Annotated in this window: 16 protein-coding genes and 1 tRNA gene; 5 read left to right on the top strand and 12 right to left on the bottom strand. The window is 69.0% G+C overall.

Annotated features, from left to right (window positions below; genetic code table 11):
- Positions 1-20: 20 nt before the first annotated feature.
- The 3 genes from GGQ96_RS09555 to GGQ96_RS09545 form a co-directional block, all read right to left on the bottom strand.
- A complete protein-coding gene (locus tag GGQ96_RS09555) occupies positions 21-956 on the bottom strand; it encodes an alpha-E domain-containing protein (protein WP_184113999.1) in 936 nt (311 codons plus the stop codon).
- Complete coding sequence (locus tag GGQ96_RS09550; protein WP_184114231.1) at positions 950-2,449, bottom strand: circularly permuted type 2 ATP-grasp protein; 1,500 nt, start codon at positions 2,447-2,449, stop codon at positions 950-952. Before GGQ96_RS09550 ends, GGQ96_RS09555 begins: the two co-directional genes overlap by 7 nt.
- A gap of 136 nt (positions 2,450-2,585) precedes the next feature.
- Positions 2,586-4,619: a protein-disulfide reductase DsbD family protein gene (locus GGQ96_RS09545; RefSeq protein ID WP_184113997.1), complete on the bottom strand. Its 2,034-nt coding sequence runs from the start codon at positions 4,617-4,619 to the stop codon at positions 2,586-2,588.
- Positions 4,620-4,687: 68 nt separating this feature from the next.
- On the opposite strand from GGQ96_RS09545, the gene GGQ96_RS09540 reads away from it, so the two are divergent.
- A complete protein-coding gene (locus GGQ96_RS09540) occupies positions 4,688-6,331 on the top strand; it encodes an alkaline phosphatase family protein (RefSeq protein ID WP_184113995.1) in 1,644 nt (547 codons plus the stop codon).
- Positions 6,332-6,508: 177 nt separating this feature from the next.
- Here GGQ96_RS09540 and trxB read toward each other — a convergent pair whose 3' ends face one another.
- Positions 6,509-7,477, bottom strand: coding sequence for a thioredoxin-disulfide reductase (gene trxB, locus GGQ96_RS09535; protein ID WP_184113993.1), 969 nt, complete (start codon positions 7,475-7,477; stop codon positions 6,509-6,511).
- 188 nt (positions 7,478-7,665) lie between these two features.
- On the opposite strand from trxB, the gene GGQ96_RS09530 reads away from it, so the two are divergent.
- The 3 genes from GGQ96_RS09530 to fdhD are packed head-to-tail and all read left to right on the top strand — an operon-like array spanning position 7,666 to position 11,327.
- On the top strand, positions 7,666-9,945 hold the full coding sequence (locus tag GGQ96_RS09530) for an FdhF/YdeP family oxidoreductase (RefSeq protein ID WP_184114229.1): 2,280 nt from the start codon (positions 7,666-7,668) through the stop codon (positions 9,943-9,945).
- The gene (mobA, locus tag GGQ96_RS09525) at positions 9,942-10,478 is read left to right on the top strand and encodes a molybdenum cofactor guanylyltransferase (RefSeq protein ID WP_184113991.1); all 537 of its coding nucleotides are present in this window, start codon (positions 9,942-9,944) and stop codon (positions 10,476-10,478) included. The genes GGQ96_RS09530 and mobA overlap by 4 nt, the downstream gene beginning before the upstream one ends.
- A gap of 48 nt (positions 10,479-10,526) precedes the next feature.
- Positions 10,527-11,327, top strand: coding sequence for a formate dehydrogenase accessory sulfurtransferase FdhD (gene fdhD, locus GGQ96_RS09520; protein ID WP_184113989.1), 801 nt, complete (start codon positions 10,527-10,529; stop codon positions 11,325-11,327).
- A gap of 32 nt (positions 11,328-11,359) precedes the next feature.
- Here fdhD and GGQ96_RS09515 read toward each other — a convergent pair.
- The 3 genes from GGQ96_RS09515 to GGQ96_RS09505 form a co-directional block, all read right to left on the bottom strand.
- Positions 11,360-11,436: transfer RNA gene (locus tag GGQ96_RS09515), tRNA-Met, on the bottom strand.
- A gap of 54 nt (positions 11,437-11,490) precedes the next feature.
- A complete protein-coding gene (locus GGQ96_RS09510; RefSeq protein ID WP_221239879.1) occupies positions 11,491-12,027 on the bottom strand; it encodes a 2'-5' RNA ligase family protein in 537 nt (178 codons plus the stop codon).
- Positions 12,024-13,940: a potassium transporter Kup gene (locus tag GGQ96_RS09505; protein WP_184114225.1), complete on the bottom strand. Its 1,917-nt coding sequence runs from the start codon at positions 13,938-13,940 to the stop codon at positions 12,024-12,026. The genes GGQ96_RS09510 and GGQ96_RS09505 overlap by 4 nt, the downstream gene beginning before the upstream one ends.
- Positions 13,941-14,220: 280 nt before the next feature.
- On the opposite strand from GGQ96_RS09505, the gene GGQ96_RS09500 reads away from it, so the two are divergent.
- Positions 14,221-14,439 carry a DUF3072 domain-containing protein gene (locus GGQ96_RS09500; protein WP_184113987.1) on the top strand — a complete coding sequence of 73 codons (219 nt, stop codon included), beginning with the start codon at positions 14,221-14,223 and terminating at the stop codon, positions 14,437-14,439.
- Between the two features lie 13 nt (positions 14,440-14,452).
- Here GGQ96_RS09500 and GGQ96_RS09495 read toward each other — a convergent pair whose 3' ends face one another.
- The 5 genes from GGQ96_RS09495 to ccmE are packed head-to-tail and all read right to left on the bottom strand — an operon-like array spanning position 14,453 to position 18,360.
- Positions 14,453-15,082 carry a tetratricopeptide repeat protein gene (locus tag GGQ96_RS09495; RefSeq protein WP_184113985.1) on the bottom strand — a complete coding sequence of 210 codons (630 nt, stop codon included), beginning with the start codon at positions 15,080-15,082 and terminating at the stop codon, positions 14,453-14,455.
- Positions 15,082-15,489, bottom strand: coding sequence for a cytochrome c-type biogenesis protein (locus tag GGQ96_RS09490; RefSeq protein ID WP_184113983.1), 408 nt, complete (start codon positions 15,487-15,489; stop codon positions 15,082-15,084). Before GGQ96_RS09490 ends, GGQ96_RS09495 begins: the two co-directional genes overlap by 1 nt.
- On the bottom strand, positions 15,486-16,010 hold the full coding sequence (locus GGQ96_RS09485; RefSeq protein ID WP_184113981.1) for a redoxin family protein: 525 nt from the start codon (positions 16,008-16,010) through the stop codon (positions 15,486-15,488). Before GGQ96_RS09485 ends, GGQ96_RS09490 begins: the two co-directional genes overlap by 4 nt.
- Positions 16,007-17,929: a heme lyase CcmF/NrfE family subunit gene (locus tag GGQ96_RS09480; protein ID WP_184113979.1), complete on the bottom strand. Its 1,923-nt coding sequence runs from the start codon at positions 17,927-17,929 to the stop codon at positions 16,007-16,009. The genes GGQ96_RS09485 and GGQ96_RS09480 overlap by 4 nt, the downstream gene beginning before the upstream one ends.
- Entirely contained in the window at positions 17,926-18,360 is a 435-nt protein-coding gene (ccmE, locus tag GGQ96_RS09475) for a cytochrome c maturation protein CcmE (RefSeq protein ID WP_184113977.1), read from the bottom strand. The genes GGQ96_RS09480 and ccmE overlap by 4 nt, the downstream gene beginning before the upstream one ends.
- Between the last annotated feature and the right edge of the window lie 75 nt (positions 18,361-18,435).

Here is an 18,435-nt window from a genome sequence, read left to right as displayed (position 1 = left end):
GCGGATGGACGTGTCCCTGATCACATGAACTTGAACTGCCGCCCGATCGCGCCGTGCAATTGCGCATTCTCTTCGATGAAGGCCTGCAGATACTGGTGCAGCCCGGACGCGATCACCTCGCCCGACCGGGTCTTGCTCATGCGCGACGCGCGCATCCGCGCCATCCGGTCCGCCTCGCCGTGCAGGCCGGTGCGCCGCGCCAGCATCCCCAGCACATCGACCGTCTCCTCGACCGATGCCGCCAGGCTGCGAGGCAACTCGGCGCGCGCGATCAGCAGGTCGATGACGTTCGCCGGCGCCAGTCCGTCCGAATAGAGCCAGCGATAGGCGGTCACCGCCGACACGGTCTGGAGGATCGTCGTCCACTGGTCGCGATCGACCACGCCGCCGATCCGTTCGCCCGCCGGCAGCAGGATGTGATATTTCACGTCGAGCAGCCGCGCCGTGTTGTCGGCGCGCTCCACCGCCTGGCCCAGGCGGATGAACCAGGTCGTCTGGTTGCGCAGCATCCGGTGCACCGCGCCTTCGAAGCCGCGCGTCTCGTGCTTCACGGCATCGGTCAGCGCCAGGACCGCGGTCGGATCGTCGGCCGAGGGCTTGGCCGCGAAGGTCAGCCACGCCTGGTTGATCGCGGTCCACGCCTCGCGCGTCAGCGCGGTGCGCACCGCCCGCGCGTTCAGCCGCGCCATCTCGACGCAACGCACGATCGAGCCGGGATGACAGGTCTCCACGGTCAGGAACCGGGCGACCTCGCGTCGCCGCAACTCGCGGCCACCCTCGGCGAAGGCGTCGCTCGTGTCGGTCACCGCCAAGGCCGAGGCCCAGGCCGCCTGCCCCGCGGGCCTTGCGGACAGCACGTCGAGCCGCACCGTCGCCTCGACCAACCGGGCGATGAAATCCGCCCGCTCGAAATAGCGCCCCAGCCAGTACAGCGAGGATGCGGTCCGGCTCAGCATGCGGCACCGCCCAGCGTCTGCACCTGGGTCATGCCGCCCAGGCTCTGGCTCTGGCTCTGTGTCTGCGCGCCGGGCGCCTCCATCAGCACGAAACTGTCCTTGGTGCCGCCGCCCTGGCTGGAATTGACGACCAACGACCCCTCGCGCAGGGCGACTCGGGTCAGGCCGCCGGGCACCACCTGAACGCCGCGCGATCCGGTGAGGACAAAGGGACGAAAATCGACATGGCGCGGGGCCAGGCCGCGATCGGCCATGGTCGGCACGGTCGATAGCGCCAGCGTCGGCTGGGCGATATAGCGATGCGGCTCGGCGACGAGCGCCGCGCGGAACGCCTCGATTTCGGCCGAGCTGGCGGTCGGGCCGACCAGCATGCCATAGCCGCCCGACCCGTCGACCAGCTTCACCACCAATTCGGGCAGATGGTCGAGCACATAGCGCAGCGCCTGCGGCTCGCGGCAGCGCCACGTCTCGACATTGGGCAGTTTCGCCGCGCCGCCGGAATAATAGCGCACGATCTCCGGCATATAGCTGTAGATTGCCTTGTCGTCGGCGATGCCGTTGCCCGGCGCGTTGATGATCGCGACATTGCCGGCGGCATAGGCGGCGATCAGCCCCGGAACGCCCAGCATCGAATCGCGGCGGAAGACGAGGGGATCGAGATAGTCGTCGTCGACGCGGCGGTAGATCACATCGACCTTCACCCGCCCAGCGATCGTCCGCATCCAGACGATATCGTCGTCCACCACCAGATCGGCCGCCTCGACCAGCTCGATCCCCATCGAATCAGCCAGGAAGCTGTGCTCGTAATAGGCCGAGTTGTAATGACCCGGTGTCAGCACCACGCAGGTCGGGGCGGACACGCCCTCCGGCGCGACCGACTTCATCGTCTCCAGCAGCCGGTCGGGATAGCTGTCCACCGCCGCAACGCGGAAGTTGCGGAACAGCTCGGGGCACAGCCGCAGCATCGCCTCCCGGTTCTCCAGCATGTAGCTGACGCCCGAAGGCGTGCGGGCATTATCCTCCAGCACGAAGAAGGCGTCCGGCCCGGTCCGCACCAAGTCGATGCCGCAGATATGCGCCCAGACGCCGTGCGGCGGGCGCATCCCGGCGATCTCGGGGCGGAACTGCGGGTTGCCGAAGATCAGCTCCGCCGGCAGCACGCCGTCCTTCAGGATGCGGCGCTCGCCATAGATGTCGTCGAGAAAGGCGTTGATCGCCTCCACCCGCTGCACCAGCCCCTCGGACAGGCGAGCCCATTCATCGGGCAGGAAGACTCGCGGCACGATGTCGAACGGGATGATCCGCTCGCTCGCTTCACTCTCGCCATAAACGGCGAAGGTGATGCCGAGCTGGCGGAACGTCGCTTCCGCCGCGGCCTGGCGGCGGCGCAATTCGCTTTCGGGCGTGGTCTGCAGCCAACGACCAAGCGCCGCCAGCTCGGCGCGCGCCGCGCCGTCGCTCCCCATGATCTCGTCGAATGCCACTGTCCCCATCGCGACGATCGTCATTCTCCCAATTGGCTCGGCCCCGGCGTCCGGCTCGTCCGCGATGCTGCGGCAGTTCGCGGCATCGCACAAGAGGGGAACAGGGCGGTTTTGATCTTATCGTGTGTTAAAGCGGGCGGGGCCGTTAGGTTCCCTCAGACAGCGCGGTCAGCGTGCCGGTGGTCAGCACCTGCGGCAACACGCGCGGCTCCCGGGCGCCGGGTGCATACCAGAGATAGAGCGGCACCCCGGCGCGGTTGTGCGCCTCGATGAAGCGGCCGAGCGCCGGGTCGCCGTCCGTCCAGTCGCCGACCATCACCGATACCTTGCCCCGACGGAAGGAGTCGGCGACGGCGGCGGTCTCGATCGCGGTCTTCTCGTTCACCTTGCAGGTCAGGCACCAGTCGGCGGTGAAATAGGCGAAGACCGGCTTGCCCTGGGCGCGCAGGGTGGCGAGCCGCGCCTCGCTGAACGGCTCGGCGCCGGCGATCCTGGCCTCGGCGGTGGCGGAGGCGGGGCGGACCGTCATCACGCCCGCGACCGCGAGCAGCAGCGCGACCAGGCCCGGCGCCCAGACCCGCTCGCGCCCCGTGCTCTGACGCCGCCCGGTCCACCACAGGCCGAGCGTGGCCAGAAGCAGCGCGGCCAGGCCCAGCGTCATGCCGTCGACTCCCGCCTGCCGCCCCAGGATCCAGGCGAGGCCCAGCGCGGTCAGCAGCATCGGCACCGCCAGGATGCGGCGCAGCCGCGCCATCCACGGCCCCGGCTTGGGCAGCCGCCGCCGCAGCGCCGGCACGAAGCCGATCAAGAGGAACGGCAGCGCGATGCCCAGCCCTAGCCCCGCGAAGATCAGCAAGGCGGCGAAGGTCGGCAGCACCAGCGCCGCGCCCAGCGCCGCCCCCATGAACGGCCCCGTGCACGGCGTCGCGACGAAGGCGGCGAGCGCGCCGGTGGCGAAGGCGCCGGTCGCGCCGCTCTCCCCGGCGAAGCGCGGCGTCGGCAGCTCGAACAGCCCGGCCAGGTTGAGCGCGATCGCGCCGACCAGCAGCAGCAGCACGCCGATGACCCGCGGGTCCTGCAACTGGAATGCCCAGCCCGCCGTCGACCCCGCCGCGCGGATCGCCAGCAGGCCGCCGCCCAGCGCCAGGCAGACCAGCACCACGCCTGCCGTATAGGCCAATGCCTCGCTCCGCGCCTCGCGCTCGGTCCCGCCGCCCCGCGCCAGGCTCAGCGCCTTGAGGCTGAGGATCGGGAAGACGCACGGCATGATGTTGAGGATCAGGCCGCCCAGCACCGCGCCCAGAAAGGCGAGGATCGCGGTGCTCGCCTGTCCCGCCGCGCCCGCGGCCTCCGGCGTGGCGGCGGCGGCGACGGTGCCGGGGGTGGCGGTCAGCGCCAGCCCCTCACCCGGCGCGGTCGCCAGCACGCCGGCGATGGCGCCGGTCGGCGCGGTCGCGGCGGCATCGGTCGTCACGACCAGCCGATCGCCATCGCGCGTGACCGCCTGCGGCGCGGCCATGGCGATGCTGGCGGCATCGGCGGGATAGAAATAGGGCTTGTCGATCGGTGCATCGGCGGGGAACGGCACCGACAGGCGCAGTTGCTTGCCGACCACCTGATAGGTCGCGGTGGACCCCAGCGGGCGCGGCAGCGATCGTCGCCAGGCGTCGAACCGGGCGCGGTCGGCCGGGGCGATCTGGCCGTCGCCGACCGTCAGGGTGGTGGCCAGGCTCTGCCGCTCGGGCACGCAGACCGTGTCGGTGCACACCAGATAATCGAGCTTCACCCGGATCGGCAGCGGCGTGCCGGCCGCCAGCCCCGCCGGCACCTTCAGGTCGACCAGCATCGCGAAGGGCTGTTCATAGACATAGTTCATCAGACCGGCGACGGTCAGCCGCTGCGGCACCGGATAGCGCAAGGGGCCCACCGACGCCCCCTTGGGCAGGGTCCAAGCCGCCAGCGTCTCGATCCCGGCATCGCCCGGATTCTTCCAATAGCCATGCCAGCCGGCCTGCGGCTTGGCGGCGATCGCCAGCGTCACCGTGCCGCCGGCGCGCGGGGTGGCGCTTTCTGCGGCGAGCGTCATCGCCAGATGCGTCTCGCCCGGTGCCTGCGCGACCGCGGGCAGGGCCAGGAAGAAGCTCAGAACCGTCATCATCCGGCAAAACCAGGCTGTCATGGGGCCGTCTTGTCTCCGTAGGGGCAGCGTTCCATAGCGAAGCCCGCCCCCCGCACCAAGGATCGTCGATGAAGTCGCCCCTCCCCCTCGCCGCCGCCCTGCTCCTCGCCTCGGCCGCGCCTGCGCTGGCGCAGACGCCGGCGACCGTCCCGGCCCCCGCCGCGCCGCGCCCCGCTCCCAAGCTGATCGTCGCGATCTCGGTCGACCAGTTCTCAGCCGACCTGTTTGCGCAATATCGCAACCGTTTCACCGGCGGCATGGCGCGGCTGCTGAACGGCGCGGTGTTCCCGTCCGGCTACCAGAGCCATGCGGCGACCGAGACTTGCCCTGGCCACTCGACCATCCTGACCGGCTATCGTCCGGCGCATACCGGCATCATCGCCAACAACTGGATCGATCAGTCTGTCGGACTGGAGGACAAGGTCGTCTACTGCGCCGAGGATACCGCCGTCCCCGGTTCGACCCATAACAAATACACCGTCACCGACCGCACGCTGAAGGTGCCGACCCTGGGCGAGCGGATGAAGGCGGCCAACCCCGCCACGCGCGTCGTGTCGGTCGCGGGCAAGGACCGGGCGGCGGTGATGATGGGCGGCCACAAGGTCGACGAGCTTTGGTGGTGGGACGGCAAGACCTACAGCTCCTATGCCGGCCGCGCGGTGCCGCCGGTGGTGCAGCGAACCCGCGACGCGGTGGCGGCACTGATCGCCAGGCCGCAAGGCCCGCTGGCGATGCCCGAATGGTGCAAGCCGCTCGACCGGCCGGTCACGGTCAACAACGTCACGGTCGGCCAGGGCCGGTTCGAGCGCGACGCGGGCGACGCCACCGCCTTCCGCGCCTCTCCCGCCGCGGACGCGGCGGTGCTGGCGATGGCCGCCGGGCTAGTCCAGGACATGAAGCTCGGCAAGGGCCCCGCCCCCGACCTGATCGCGATCGGCCTGTCTGCGACCGACTATATCGGCCATTCGCGCGGCACCCAGGGCACCGAGATGTGCATCCAGATGGACCAGCTCGACCAGGCGCTGGCCGGCTTCTTCCAGGTGCTGGACGAGAGCGGCATCGACTATGAGGTGATGCTGACCGCCGACCACGGCGCGCACGACATGACCGAGCGCCAGATCGAACGCGCCATGCCGATGGAGACCCATGTCTCGCCCGAGGTCCAGGCCAAGGCGGTCGGCGCGGCGATCGCGAAGCAGATGAAGCTGGAGGGACCGGTGCTGCTGAGCGCCGAGAGCGACGTCTATGTCGACCGAAACCTGCCCGCCGCCACCCGCGCCAGGGTGCTGGCGGAGGCGAAGCGCCGCTACAGCGCGATGCCGCAGGTCGCGGCCGCGCTGACCCGCGACGAGATCGCCGCCACCCCCATGCCGACCTCCCCGCCCGAGACCTGGACGCTGGCGGAGCGGGCGCGCGCCTCCTTCGACCCCGAGCGGTCGGGCGACCTGCTGATCCTGCTCAAGCCGCGCGTCACCACCATCGAGAAGCCGGGCCCCGGCTATGTCGAGACGCATGGCAGCCCCTGGGATTATGACCGCCGCGTGCCGATCCTGTTCTGGCGCAAGGGGATGACCCCGTTCGAACAGCCACTGTCGGTGGAGACGGTCGACATCGTGCCGACGCTGGGCGCGACGATCGGGCTGAAGACGCCGGGCGTGGACGGCCGGTGCCTGGACCTCGATCCCGGTCCGGCGGACACCTGCGCGAAGTGAGGGCGTGCTTCCACTACTGTTCCTCGGCGAAGGCCGGGGTCCAGCCGGGGTGACGCTGCTGATTTAGGTCCGCGCTCCGTTACCGTGAACGAAGCACAACGCTCCGTTACGAAGGCCGTCCCACCTGCGCCCCGGCCTTCGCCGGGGAACAGGAAAGAAGAAGCCGGACGGCGGGCGTCACTCCGCCGCCTGCTGCAGTTCGGCGAACTCCTCCGCCTGGAGGAAGCGTTCGGCGTCGAGCGCGGCCATGCAGCCGGTGCCCGCCGCCGTCACCGCCTGACGATAGACCTTGTCGGCCACGTCGCCGCAGGCGAACACGCCGGCCACGCTGGTGCGGGTCGAGCCGGTCTCCACCGCGACATAGCCGTCATCGTCCAGCGCCAGATGGCCACGGAACAGCTCGGTCGCGGGATGGTGGCCGATCGCGACGAAGCCCCCTTCGACATCCAGCCGGCTATGCTCGCCCGTCACCGTGTCCTCCAGGTCCAGCGCGACCAGCCCGGCTGTGCCGCCACCGTCGACAAAGGTGCGGACCTCCTTGTTCCACAGGACCTTGATGTTGGGATGCGCGAACAGCCGCTCCTGCAGGATGCGCTCGGCGCGCAAGCTGTCGCGACGATGGATCAGCGTCACGTCGTCGCTATGGTTGGTCAGGTAGAGCGCTTCCTCGACCGCGGTGTTGCCGCCGCCGATCACCGCCACCTTCTTGCCGCGATAGAAGAAGCCGTCGCAGGTCGCGCAAGCCGACACGCCCTTGCCCTTCATCGCCTCTTCCGAATCCAGGCCCAGCCACTTGGCCTGGGCGCCGGTGGCGATCACCAGTACCTCGCCCTCGTAGACGTCGCCGCCGTCACCGATCAGCCGGAACGGCCGGCGCGACAGGTCGACCGAGACGATCGTGTCCCACATCAGCGTGGTGCCGACATGCTCGGCCTGCTTCTGCATCTGCTCCATCAGCCAGGGGCCCTGGATGACGTCGGCGAAGCCCGGATAGTTCTCGACATCCGTGGTGGTGGTCAGCTGGCCGCCCGGCTGGATGCCCTGCACCACGATCGGCTTCATCCCTGCCCGCGCGCCGTAGATGGCGGCGGACAGGCCCGCGGGGCCGGAGCCGAGGATGAGCATACGGGTGGAATGAATCGCCATGGTACCGATCGTCCTAGATATGTTTCCCGATCATGTAGGCGCGGGCGGCGCAAAAATGAACCGGATGACGAAAGCGTCACGGCACTGGCGAGCCTGATCTTCGTTGAGGCGGGAGGCGGAGGACATCCATGCACGACCAACATCCAGCAGACGACCAGCACGGCCGGGAACGCGGCGACCATGACGCGATGAGCGGCGAGGAGATCGTGATCAAGCCGTACACCGCGCCCGCCGGCGGCTGGGGATCGATGCGTGGCATGGCCGAGGTGCTGCCGGGCGAGCGACCCGGGGTCGACGTGCTCGACACGCTGCGCCGCCAGAACAAGCCCGAGGGCTTCATGTGCGTGTCCTGCGCCTGGGGCAAACCCGCCAAGCCACATATCGCCGAATTCTGCGAGAACGGCGCGAAGGCCACCGCCTGGGAACTGACCAAGCACCGCGCCACCCCGGCCCTGTTCCAGCAGCATACAGTGTCGGAAATGGCGCAATGGCCCGATTACGACCTGGAGAAGACCGGGCGGCTGACGCATCCGCTGCGCTACGACCGCGCGACCGACAAATATGTCGCCGCCAGCTGGGACGAGGCGTTCGCCGCGATCGGCGCGAAGCTGAAGGCCTCTGACCCGAAGAAGGTCGTCCTCTATTCCTCCGGCCGCGCGTCGCTGGAGACCTCGTTCATGTATTCGCTGTTCGCGCGGATGTGGGGGCAGCAGAACCTGCCCGACTCGTCGAACATGTGCCACGAGACGACCTCGGTCGGACTGAAGGCGGCGATCGGGTCGCCAGTGGCGACGATCCAGCTCGAGGATTACGACAAGTGCGACGCGATCTTCTGCTTCGGGCAGAATGTCGGCACCAACGCCCCCCGGATGCTCCACACGCTGAAGTCGTGCCGCGACCGGGGCGTGGAGATCGTCACCTTCAATCCCTTGCGGGAGCGTGGCTGGGAGCGGTTCGCCGATCCGCAAAGCCCGCTCGACATGATCGCCGGGCACGAGACGAAGATTTCGACCCAATATCACCAGCTTCACGCCGGCGGCGACATCGCCGCGATCGTCGGCATGTGCAAATTGGTGATCGAAGCGGACGACCACGCCATCGCGAACGGCGGCACGCGCGTGATCGACCATCATTTCATCGAACAGCACACCGTCCGGTTCGAGGCATTCGCCGATTATTGCCGCCGCGCGGACTGGGATGAACTGACCCGGGCCAGCGGCCTGACCCGCGGCGCGATTGAGGCAGCGGCGCGCGTCTACATGCGCGCCGAGCGCGTCATCGCCGTCTATGGCATGGGCATCACCCAGCATCGCTACGGCATGGACAGCCTGTTCGTGCTGACCAATTTCCTGATGCTGCGCGGCAATATCGGTCGCGAGGGTGCCGGCCCGGGCCCCGTGCGCGGCCACAGCAACGTGCAGGGCCAGCGCACCGTCGGCATCACCGAGAAGACCGAACTCGCGCCGGTCGAGCGGCTGAAGACGCTGTTCCAGTTCGATCCGCCGACCGAAAAGGGTTGGGACACGGTGGAAAGCTGCCGCGCGATCATCGCCGGCGAGTGTCAGGGCTTCGTCCAGCTCGGCGGCAATTTCCTGCGCGCCACGCCCGAACATGCGAAGATGAAGGAAGCCTGGGCGAAGCTGCCGATCACCGTCCATATCGCCACCAAGCTCAACAAGAGCCAGCTGGTGCCGGGCCAGGAAAGCTGGATCCTGCCCTGCCTGGGCCGGTCGGAGACTGACCTGCAGGCGACCGGCCGCCAGGCGGTGTCGATGGAGGATTCATTCAGCCATATCTATGGCTCGATCGGCAAGGTGAAGCCGGCCTCCGATACGCTCCTGTCCGAACCGGCGATCGTCGCCGGCATCGCCAAGGCGGTGCTGCCGCCCAATCCCAACGTGCCCTGGGACGCCTGGGTCGGCGATTACGGGCTGGTCCGCACCGCGATCGAGAATTGCTATCCGGACAAGTTCGCCAATTTCAACGAGCGGATGTTCGAACCCGGCGGCTTCTGGAAAGGCAACCCGGCCGCGCATCGGCAATGGGAAACGGAAAGCGGCAAGGCCGAATTCAACGTGCCGCGCGCGCTCAACGCGTCCGGTTTCACGGACAAGGATGGTCGGTTCCGCCTCATCACGCTGCGCTCCAACGACCAGTTCAACACCACCGTCTATGGCTATGACGATCGCTTCCGCGGCATCCGCGGCACGCGCATGGTGGTGATGATGAACCGCGACGACATGGCCCGGCTGGGCTTGCAGGAAGGCGACACCGTGGCACTGGAAAGCGATGCCGAGGATGGCGTCGACCGGGTGGTCGAGGGCCTGCGAGTGGTCGCGTACAATATCCCGCCGGGCAATCTGGGCGGCTATTACCCGGAACTCAATTACCTCATCCCGCTGGAACATCATGCGCTGGAGAGCCATGTCCCGGCCGGCAAGTCGGTGCCGGTGCGCGTGCGCACATGAGCCGGGTGCTGGGCGCGGTGCTGGCGGGGGGACGATCCTCGCGCTTCGGGTCGGACAAGGCGGCCGCGACGCTGGACGGCCGCGACCTGCTGCATCATGCTGCCGACCGGCTGCGTGACCATGTCGATTCGATCGTGGTGGTCGGCGAGCGGATGGGCGGCCTGCCCGACCTGCCTCGCGCCGGACTCGGGCCGCTGGGCGGGATCGCGGCGGCGCTCGACCACGGCTCCACGCATGGCTATCGCTGCGTGCTGACGATCGGCTGCGACATGCCGGTGGTGCCGGACGGACTGATCGAGGCGTTGCTCCGCCGTGCCCCCGCCTATTGCAGCGAAGCGCCGATCCTGGGTCACTGGCCGGCGGCGCTGGGCGCGCAATTGCTGGCGCATATCGAGACCGCGCCGGACCGCTCGGTGCGCCGCTGGGCCCGCAGCATCGGCGCGCTGCCGATCATGCCCGACCGCCCGATTCCCAACGTCAACACGCCGCGGGATCTGGCGGAACTGGCCGCGCGGAGCTTCGCCCCGGCCTGAGCGCTTCACGCCTCCCCTGCGAGGGGAGGATTTCCATCAGAGAGGCGCATGACTTTCCAGACCCGCCCCATTCGTATCGTCCGCCCCGACCGCATCGCGCCGGGCGAACGCCAGGTCGCGATCGAGGCGCCGGTCGCCATCGAAATCGATGGGCTGGGCTATGCGGTGATGATGATGACGCCGGCCGATCTCACCGCCTTCGCCACCGGCTTCCTGATGACCGAGCGGCTGGCCGACGCGGCGGCGGACGTGGTCGCGGTGGAGCCGTTCGAGGCGGAGGCGGGCTGGATCGTCCGCGTCGCGCTGTCGGAGCGGTGCCGGGGCCGTATCCATGACCGGGTCCGTCATCGCACCAGCGATACGAGCTGTGGCCTGTGCGGCATCGCCGGTCTGGAGCAGCTCCGCCGCCCAGCCCTGCCCGCGCCCCGGCCCCAGGTGGCGGCGGAGGCCCTGTTCGCGGCGCTGGCCGGCCTGCGCGCCCATCAGCCGCTCAATGCCGCGACGGGCGCGGTCCATGCCGCTGCCGCGTGCGATAATGCTGGCCGGATCGTCGCCGCGTTCGAGGATGTCGGCCGCCACAATGCGCTCGACAAGCTGGTCGGCGACCTGGCGATCCACGATCGGCGGGTCGACGGCTTCCTGCTCGTCACCTCGCGGATCAGCTTCGAAATGGTCGACAAGGCGCTGGTCGCGCGCGCGCCGATGCTGGTCGGCATCTCCGCGCCGACGACGCTGGCGATTGATCACGCCGCCGCGCACGACCTGACCCTGGCGGCGCTGGCGCGCAGCGACAGCCTGTTGATCGCGAACGATCCCTATGATTGTTTCGATGCTACGGGCAACGCGTGATGCGCGGGTACGGCCCGACGAAAGGGCCACGGTGGTAGCGAAGGAGGGACTTGAACCCCCGACCCCAGGATTATGATTCCCGTGCTCTAACCAGCTGAGCTACTTCGCCATAAGGCGTTGGCTCCACCGTGGAGGCGCGCGTTTAGCAGGCTTGTCGGCGGCGTCAAGCGAACAAATGACGCGACAGCAATTCCCAGGGGCCCCCGCGATACCACCAGGCCGCCAGCCCCGCGATCTCGACCTGGCGCGGCGCAAAGTCTGCCTGCAACCGGCCGAGCAGCAGCTTGGCAACCTTGGGGTCGACCTTGTTCTGGATGGTGACGTGCGGCCGCCAGCCGCCAGCATCCTGCGGGGTCAGCAGACCGGCAAAGGCATCGACCAGATCAGCGCGAATCTCGCCCAGCATGGGGCAGTCGATGCGATAGGCGACGCCCCGGCCAAGCGACATCAGGCCGCTGACCCGTGCGTCCGGCGCCCGGACCCCGCGCGTCGCCTGGGTCAGCCGGTGCTTGAGCTCCGCCGCGCTGGACGGGGGCAGATGGTGGAACAGCGTGCAATGCGCCGCCAGCACGTTGCGCTCGGGCGGGAAATAGGCGGTGCGCTGCGCGTCGAACCAGCCCTGGTCGGCCCGGCCGAACAGGGCGGTGACGATGATCGGAGCGGGGATGGGCGCGGCGACGGACGCCCCCTCGCCGCTCAAATCTCCACCTGGCTGCCAAGCTCGACCACCCGGTTGGTCGGCAGGCGGAAGAATTCCATCGCCCCTTCCGCATTGCGCAACATCCAGGCGAACAGCTTTTCGCGCCACAGCGCCATGCCCGGCCGGTCGGACGGCAGCAGCGTCTGGCGCGACAGGAAGAAGCTGGTGTCCATCATCCGGAACGCCTTTTCCGGCCCGGCCGCTTGTTTCAGGGCAGCCGGCACGTCCGGCTCCTCCATGAAGCCGAAGCGCAGCACGATGCGGTGAAAGCCCTCGCCCAGCGTCTCCTTCTTCACCCGGTCGGCGTCGGGCCAATAGGGCTGGTCGGCGATCTTGACGGTCAGCAGCACGATCCGCTCGTGCAGCACCTTGTTGTGCTTCAGGTTGTGGAGCAGCGCGTGCGGCACGCCGTCGGGCGTCGAGGTCATGAAGACGGCGGTGCCCGGCACGCGGGTGGCGGAGGCGGCGGCCGAATCGATGAAGACCTTCATCGGCATCGCGTCCTCGCGCAGCCGCTCCATCATCAGCTTGCGCCCCTTGGACCAGGTGGTCAGCACGGTGAAGACGATCACGCCGACCAGCAGCGGGAACCAGCCGCCGTCCGGCACCTTGGTCAGGTTGGACGCGAAATAGGTGCCGTCGATCGCCAGGAAGATCGCGGTGCCCGCGATCACCAGCCAGCTCGGCCATTGCCACACGCGCTTGATCAGCACGGCGACCATGCAGGTGCTGATGAACATCGTGCCGGTCACGGCGATGCCGTAGGCCGCCGCCAGATTGGACGATTCGCGAAAGCCGAAGATCAGCAGCACGACCATGATCATCAGCGTCCAGTTGGCGACCGGGATATAGATCTGGCCCGCCTCCGACGCGCTGGTATGTTCGATGCGCAGGCGCGGCATCAGGCCGAGCTGCACCGCCTGCTGCACCACCGAGAAGGCGCCGGTGATCACCGCCTGGCTGGCGATCACGGTCGCCATGGTCGCCAGGATCACCAGCGGCAGCCGCCAGCTTTCGGGCGCCATCAGGAAGAAGGGATTCTCCGCCGCGCTGGGCGAGGCGAGCAGAAGCGCGCCCTGGCCCAGATAGTTGATCATCAGCGCCGGGAAGACGAGGTACAGCCACGCCACCTCGATCGGCCGGCGACCGAAATGGCCCATATCGGCATAGAGGGCCTCCGCCCCCGTCACCGCGAGCACCACCGAGCCGAGCGCGAGGAAGGCAAGCCCGCCATCCGCCGCCGCGAAGCGGAACGCCCAGCGCGGGTCGAGCGCCAGCAGCACTTCTGGCCGGGCAAAGATCTGCATCATGCCGAGCACCGTCAGGACGATGAAATAGACCAGCATGACCGGGCCGAACAGCTTGCCGACCCGCGCCGTGCCGCTCGACTGGATGTAGAACAGCCCGACCAGGATCGCGACCGAGACCGGGATGACGAAGGCGTCGAACCCCTGCTCGACGGTCGCCAGGCCCTCCACCGCCGACATGACCGAGATGGCCGGCGTGATCATGCAGTCGCCGAAGAACAGGGCGGTCGCCAGCACGCCCAGGATGACCAGGCTGGTGCCCCATTTCTTGCCCGCGCCGCTGCGCCGCTGGATGAGCGCCAGCAGCGCCAGGCTGCCGCCCTCGCCGTTATTGTCGGCGCGCAGGATGGTCAGGACATATTTGACCGTGACGATCAGGAACAGCGACCAGAAGATCAGGCTGACCACGCCGAAGATATGGAGCTGGTCGACGGTCAGCGGATGATGGCCGACGAACACCTCCTTCATCGCATAGAGCGGGCTCGTGCCGATGTCGCCATAGACGACACCGATCGCGCCCAGCGCCAGCTTGGCGAGGCCCTGTTTGGGATGGTGATGATGCAGGCCGTGCGTCGGCGACGCGGCGGCGGCGGGGTCGGGCGCGATCGCGCTCGGGGTGGCGGTGCTCACCGGCGGTTCGATCGATCCGGGGAACGAAACGGAAATGTCATGGCGAAAAACGCACTTTCCAGCGCTGATATCAGGCGGCGCGATTAGCATGGCTCCCCCGCCCCCGCAACGGGACAAGCCTGAACCAGGCCTGTCCCACGATGCGACGGCAATCCATGTCACTCTCGCGAGTGAAAGCATTTGTCACGCGGCCACCGTGACTTGACAGCGGAACATCCCACGAACGCAAAGGTTGATGCGGGCGAAAGGACCCAGCATGACCGATACTGCCAATCCGAAGAGCGAGCCCTTCTCCAATGCCGAGAAGGACCCCAGCGACTGGACCACGGGGGACGAGCCGATGACCGGGGCGCAGGCCAGCTATCTCAAGACGCTGAGCGAAGAGGCCGATGAGGACTTCGACGACTCGCTGACCAAGGCGGATGCCTCCAAGCGGATCGACGCGCTGCAGGAAAAGACCGGGCGCGGCAAGTAAGCCGCGGACGATCCTATCGCTCGCCGGTCGCGGCGATGAGCTGGCGGACCATCGCCAGCCGCTCCGCGATCGCCGGGCGATAATTGGCCTTCGGATGCGTCCGCGCCAGCGCCCGCGTCCAGCAGCGCTCCGCCCCGATCAAATCGCCGCTGCGCACCAGCGCGACGCCGAGGAAGAAATAGGGGCCGGGATGGCGCGGATCGAGACGGTTGGCTTGGTCGAAGGCGAGGCGCGCCGCGGGCGACACCCGGCCGCCATCATGACGGACCAAGGCGTCGCCCAGCGCGGTCCAGAGTTGCACGCTCTTCGGGGCGCCGCGCAGCGCGCCCAGGATCGTCTCCACCTCATAGCGCGACGATCCGACCCGCGCCATCGCGTCGGCGGCGGTCAGATAGGCACTCTCCGCGCCATAACGACCGAACATGTCCGTACGCAGGTCGATGATCGCCGCATCGCTGACCAGCGCGGTTCGATCGGCCACCACCGGATGGCCAGCCAGCATCGGAGCGCCCTGCCATGCATAGCCCGCCGCGCCCAGCATCAGCCCCGCGGCCACGAGCGACCAGAGCCGTCGCGGCAGCCGGAGCAGCAGCAGTGCCGCCGCGCTCGCCAGCAACAGAAGCAGGAGCAGGACCCAGCCCATCAGCGCCCCCGGCTCCGGCGGAAACTGCCGCGCGCGATCCAGCCGCCCAGCACCAGCAACAGCGCCGGTGCGATCCACAAGGGCCAGGTCGCGGCATCCAGCGGCGGGTCGTAGCTGATATAGCGGCCATAGCGGTCGATCAGCCATTGCCGGATCGCCGCCGGCTTCTGCCCCTCGGCGATGCGGGTGCGGACGAGCGCGCGCATGTCGCCGGCCATGGTCGCGTCGCTGTCGGCGATCGACTGGCCCTGACAGACGACGCAGCGCAGCGTTTCCATCAGCGCCTTGGCTTGCGCCTCCTGCCTGGGATCGGGCAGCTGCGTGTCGGCCAGCGGCGCCGGCGTCCCGGTCTGCGCCTGCACCGGTACTGCGAGGAGCAGCAGCGTGACGGCGAGCGGCCGGATCATCGCGCCGCCTCCACCGCCGCGACGATCCCGGCGACCTGATCGGCGCGAATATCGCCGATATATTGGCGGCGGATCACGCCCTTGGCGTCGACCAGAAACGTTTCCGGCACGCCCGAGGAGCCCAGCGCGAGTTGCGTGGCGCTGGCCGGATCGTCGCCGATCCGGTCATAGGGGTCGCCGTTGCGGCGCAGGAAGGCCTGCACGTCGGTGCCCGTGTCGCGGATCGCGATCGCCTCGATGGGGATGCCTGCGCGCTTCAGCGCCAGCAGCTGGGGGGCTTCGGCGATGCAGGGGACGCACCAACTGGCGAAGACGTTGAGCAGGCGCGGTTGGCCGGTGAAGTCATCCTTGGACAGGCCCGGCTTGCCCGGCACGATCGGCTTCAAACCGAAATCGGGCAAAGGTCGGTCGATCAGCGTCGAGTGGACGGCGCGGTCGGCGGGGCGGAACAGTCCGACGGCGACGATCAGCAGCAGCACGCCGAAGCCCGCCAGCGGCACCCAGAGCAGGGGCCGCCTCACCAGTCCGGCTCCGTCACGGCGCGCCGACGCGGCAGGACGCGGCCGACCAGCGATATTAGCCCGCCCAATGCGACCAGTGCGCCGCCACCCCAGATCAGCGTCACGAACGGCTTCCACCACAGCCGGACCTGCCAGCGGCCGGTACCGTCGGGCTGTCCGAGCACGGTATAGAGCTGCCCGTCGGCCACGGTCGCGATCGCGCTCTCGCTGGTCGTGGTCGGCGGCGTGGTGAAGCTGCGGGACTGGGGAAAGAGTTCACGGAACCTGTCGCCCCGGGTCGCGGTCAGACGCGCCTGCACCGCCGACCAATTCTCCGCCACCACCGGCGAAAGACCGTCCAGCGTCACCCGCCATGGGCCGACCCGCGTCGCATCGCCCGGCCGCAGCGCGATCAGCCGCTCGGCGGTGAAGGCGGCGTCGCAGGCCATGCCGGCCAGGCTCACCGCGATCCCGAGATGCGCGACCACCATGCCCCAGGTGAATATTGGCGTCCGGCGTAGGTTGCGGCCCCAGAGCGGCGCGACGCTCGCCACCGCCAGCCCGGCCGCGAGGCTCAGGCCCAGCAGCGGCAGCACGCCGATCGGCATGGCGAAAACGATCAGCGCGGCAAAGGCGAAGACGGTCGCGGCGATCGGCCAGGTGGCGCGCACCACCAGCGCCTGGACCGAGTCGCGTCGCCAGCGCAGCAGCGGCCCGATCGCCATCAGCGCCACCAGCAGCAGCGCCACCGGCCCCGCCGCCTTGTCGAAGAAGGGCGGCCCGACCGACAGCTGCACGCCAAAGCCGGCGGCGACCAGCGGATAGAGCGTGCCGATCAGCACGATCCCCAGGATCACCGTCAAGAGCAGGTTGTTGGCGACCAGCCCGCCTTCGCGACTGACCGGCTCGAACAACCGCCCCTGCCGCACCGTGCCGACGCGCAAGCCAAATAGGAGCAGCGCGCCGCCGATATAGACCGCCAGCAACACCAGGATGAACGTGCCGCGCGTCGGGTCGACCGCGAAGGCATGGACGCTGGTCAGGATGCCCGAGCGGACCAGGAAGGTGCCGAGCATCGACATGGAAAAGGCGACCACCGCCAGCATCACGGTCCAGGCGCGCAGGCCGTCGCGCGTCGCCAGCACGGTCACCGAATGGAGCAGCGCGGTCGCCGCCAGCCACGGCATCAGCGAGGCATTCTCCACCGGGTCCCAGAACCACCATCCGCCCCAACCCAGCTCGTAATAGGCCCAGTAGCTGCCGGCGGTGATGCCCAGCGTCAGGAAGATCCACGCGCCCAGGACCCAGGGCCGCATCGCGCGGGCGAAGTCGCGCCCGACCTGCCCCGTCAGCAGCGCCCCGACCGCGAAGGAGCAGGCGACCGACAGACCGACATAGCCGGCATAGAGCGTCGGTGGGTGGAAGGCGAGACCAGGGTCCTGGAGCAGCGGATTGAGCCCCGCCCCGTCCGCCGGCGCCGGCTCGACCCGTGCGAAGGGATTGGAAGCGAAGAGCAGGAAGGCGTAAAAGCCGAGCGCGATCGTCGCTTGCGCGCCCAGCGTCGCGGTCAGGGTATGCGGGTCGAGCCGCCGCTCGAACCGCGCCACCGCGCCGCCCGCCAGACCCAGGATCGTCACCCAGAGCAGCATCGACCCTTCGTGATTGCCCCAGGCCCCCGCGAATTTGTACAGCCAGGGTTTGGCCGAATGGCTGTTCGCCACGACCAGCGCCACCGACATGTCGGAGCGCAGGAACAGCAGGATCAGCAGCAGCATCGCGCCCAACGCCAGCGCGCCCTGCACGATCGCGACTGGTCGGACCGCCGCCCTCAGCGCGTCGGCATCGGCGCGCGGGCGTAGGCCCAGCGCCGCCACCAGTACTTGCACGGCGGCCAGCGCGGCGGCGAGCCACAGGGCGGCGAGACCGGCCTCCGCGATCATTGCGCCAGCGTCTTCGTCTCGTGCATCGCCCCTGCCACCTGGGGCGGCATATAGCGTTCGTCATGCTTGGCGAGCAGATTAGTCGCGACGAAGCCGCCATCCGGCTTGAACCGCCCCTCCGCCACCACGCCCGATTTTTCGCGGAACAGGTCGGGGACGATGCCGGCGTAGGTGACCGGCGTGGTCGCGCGACCGTCGGTCACGGTGAAATGCACGGTCACGCCATCGGCGGCGCGGCGCACCGACCCGGCCGCGACCATGCCGCCCAACCGCACCGCGCGATCCAGCGGCGGGGCCCGCCGCGCGACGTCCGACGGCGCGTAGAAGAACGCCGCCTGATCCTTCAGCGCCGACAGCGCGAGGAGCGCGGCAAGTGCCACTGCTCCCAGCGCCAGTGCGACCAGCAGCATCCGTTGGGTCTTGGCGGTCATCGCTTCTCCGCATCGCGCATCGCGCGCCAGGCGGCGAAGGCGATGGCGGCCGTGCCGCCCAGCGTGACCGCATAG

The organism is Sphingomonas abaci (assembly GCF_014199625.1).
GTDB classification, from domain to species: Bacteria; Pseudomonadota; Alphaproteobacteria; order Sphingomonadales; family Sphingomonadaceae; genus Sphingomonas; species Sphingomonas abaci.
Note: the sequence above shows the minus strand (reverse complement) of the source record. Positions and strands in the feature narration are given on the sequence as shown.

Bases quoted from the DNA above. Each gene is read 5' to 3' on its own strand.
- GGQ96_RS09555 (WP_184113999.1), bottom strand. From the start codon at position 956: ATGCTGAGCCGGACCGCATCCTCGCTGTACTGGCTGGGGCGCTATTTC.
- GGQ96_RS09550 (WP_184114231.1), bottom strand. From the start codon at position 2,449: ATGGGGACAGTGGCATTCGACGAGATCATGGGGAGCGACGGCGCGGCG.
- GGQ96_RS09545 (WP_184113997.1), bottom strand. From the start codon at position 4,619: ATGACAGCCTGGTTTTGCCGGATGATGACGGTTCTGAGCTTCTTCCTG.
- GGQ96_RS09540 (WP_184113995.1), top strand. From the start codon at position 4,688: ATGAAGTCGCCCCTCCCCCTCGCCGCCGCCCTGCTCCTCGCCTCGGCC.
- trxB (WP_184113993.1), bottom strand. From the start codon at position 7,477: ATGGCGATTCATTCCACCCGTATGCTCATCCTCGGCTCCGGCCCCGCG.
- GGQ96_RS09530 (WP_184114229.1), top strand. From the start codon at position 7,666: ATGAGCGGCGAGGAGATCGTGATCAAGCCGTACACCGCGCCCGCCGGC.
- mobA (WP_184113991.1), top strand. From the start codon at position 9,942: ATGAGCCGGGTGCTGGGCGCGGTGCTGGCGGGGGGACGATCCTCGCGC.
- fdhD (WP_184113989.1), top strand. From the start codon at position 10,527: ATGACTTTCCAGACCCGCCCCATTCGTATCGTCCGCCCCGACCGCATC.
- GGQ96_RS09500 (WP_184113987.1), top strand. From the start codon at position 14,221: ATGACCGATACTGCCAATCCGAAGAGCGAGCCCTTCTCCAATGCCGAG.
- GGQ96_RS09495 (WP_184113985.1), bottom strand. From the start codon at position 15,082: ATGGGCTGGGTCCTGCTCCTGCTTCTGTTGCTGGCGAGCGCGGCGGCA.
- GGQ96_RS09490 (WP_184113983.1), bottom strand. From the start codon at position 15,489: ATGATCCGGCCGCTCGCCGTCACGCTGCTGCTCCTCGCAGTACCGGTG.
- GGQ96_RS09480 (WP_184113979.1), bottom strand. From the start codon at position 17,929: ATGATCGCGGAGGCCGGTCTCGCCGCCCTGTGGCTCGCCGCCGCGCTG.
- ccmE (WP_184113977.1), bottom strand. From the start codon at position 18,360: ATGACCGCCAAGACCCAACGGATGCTGCTGGTCGCACTGGCGCTGGGA.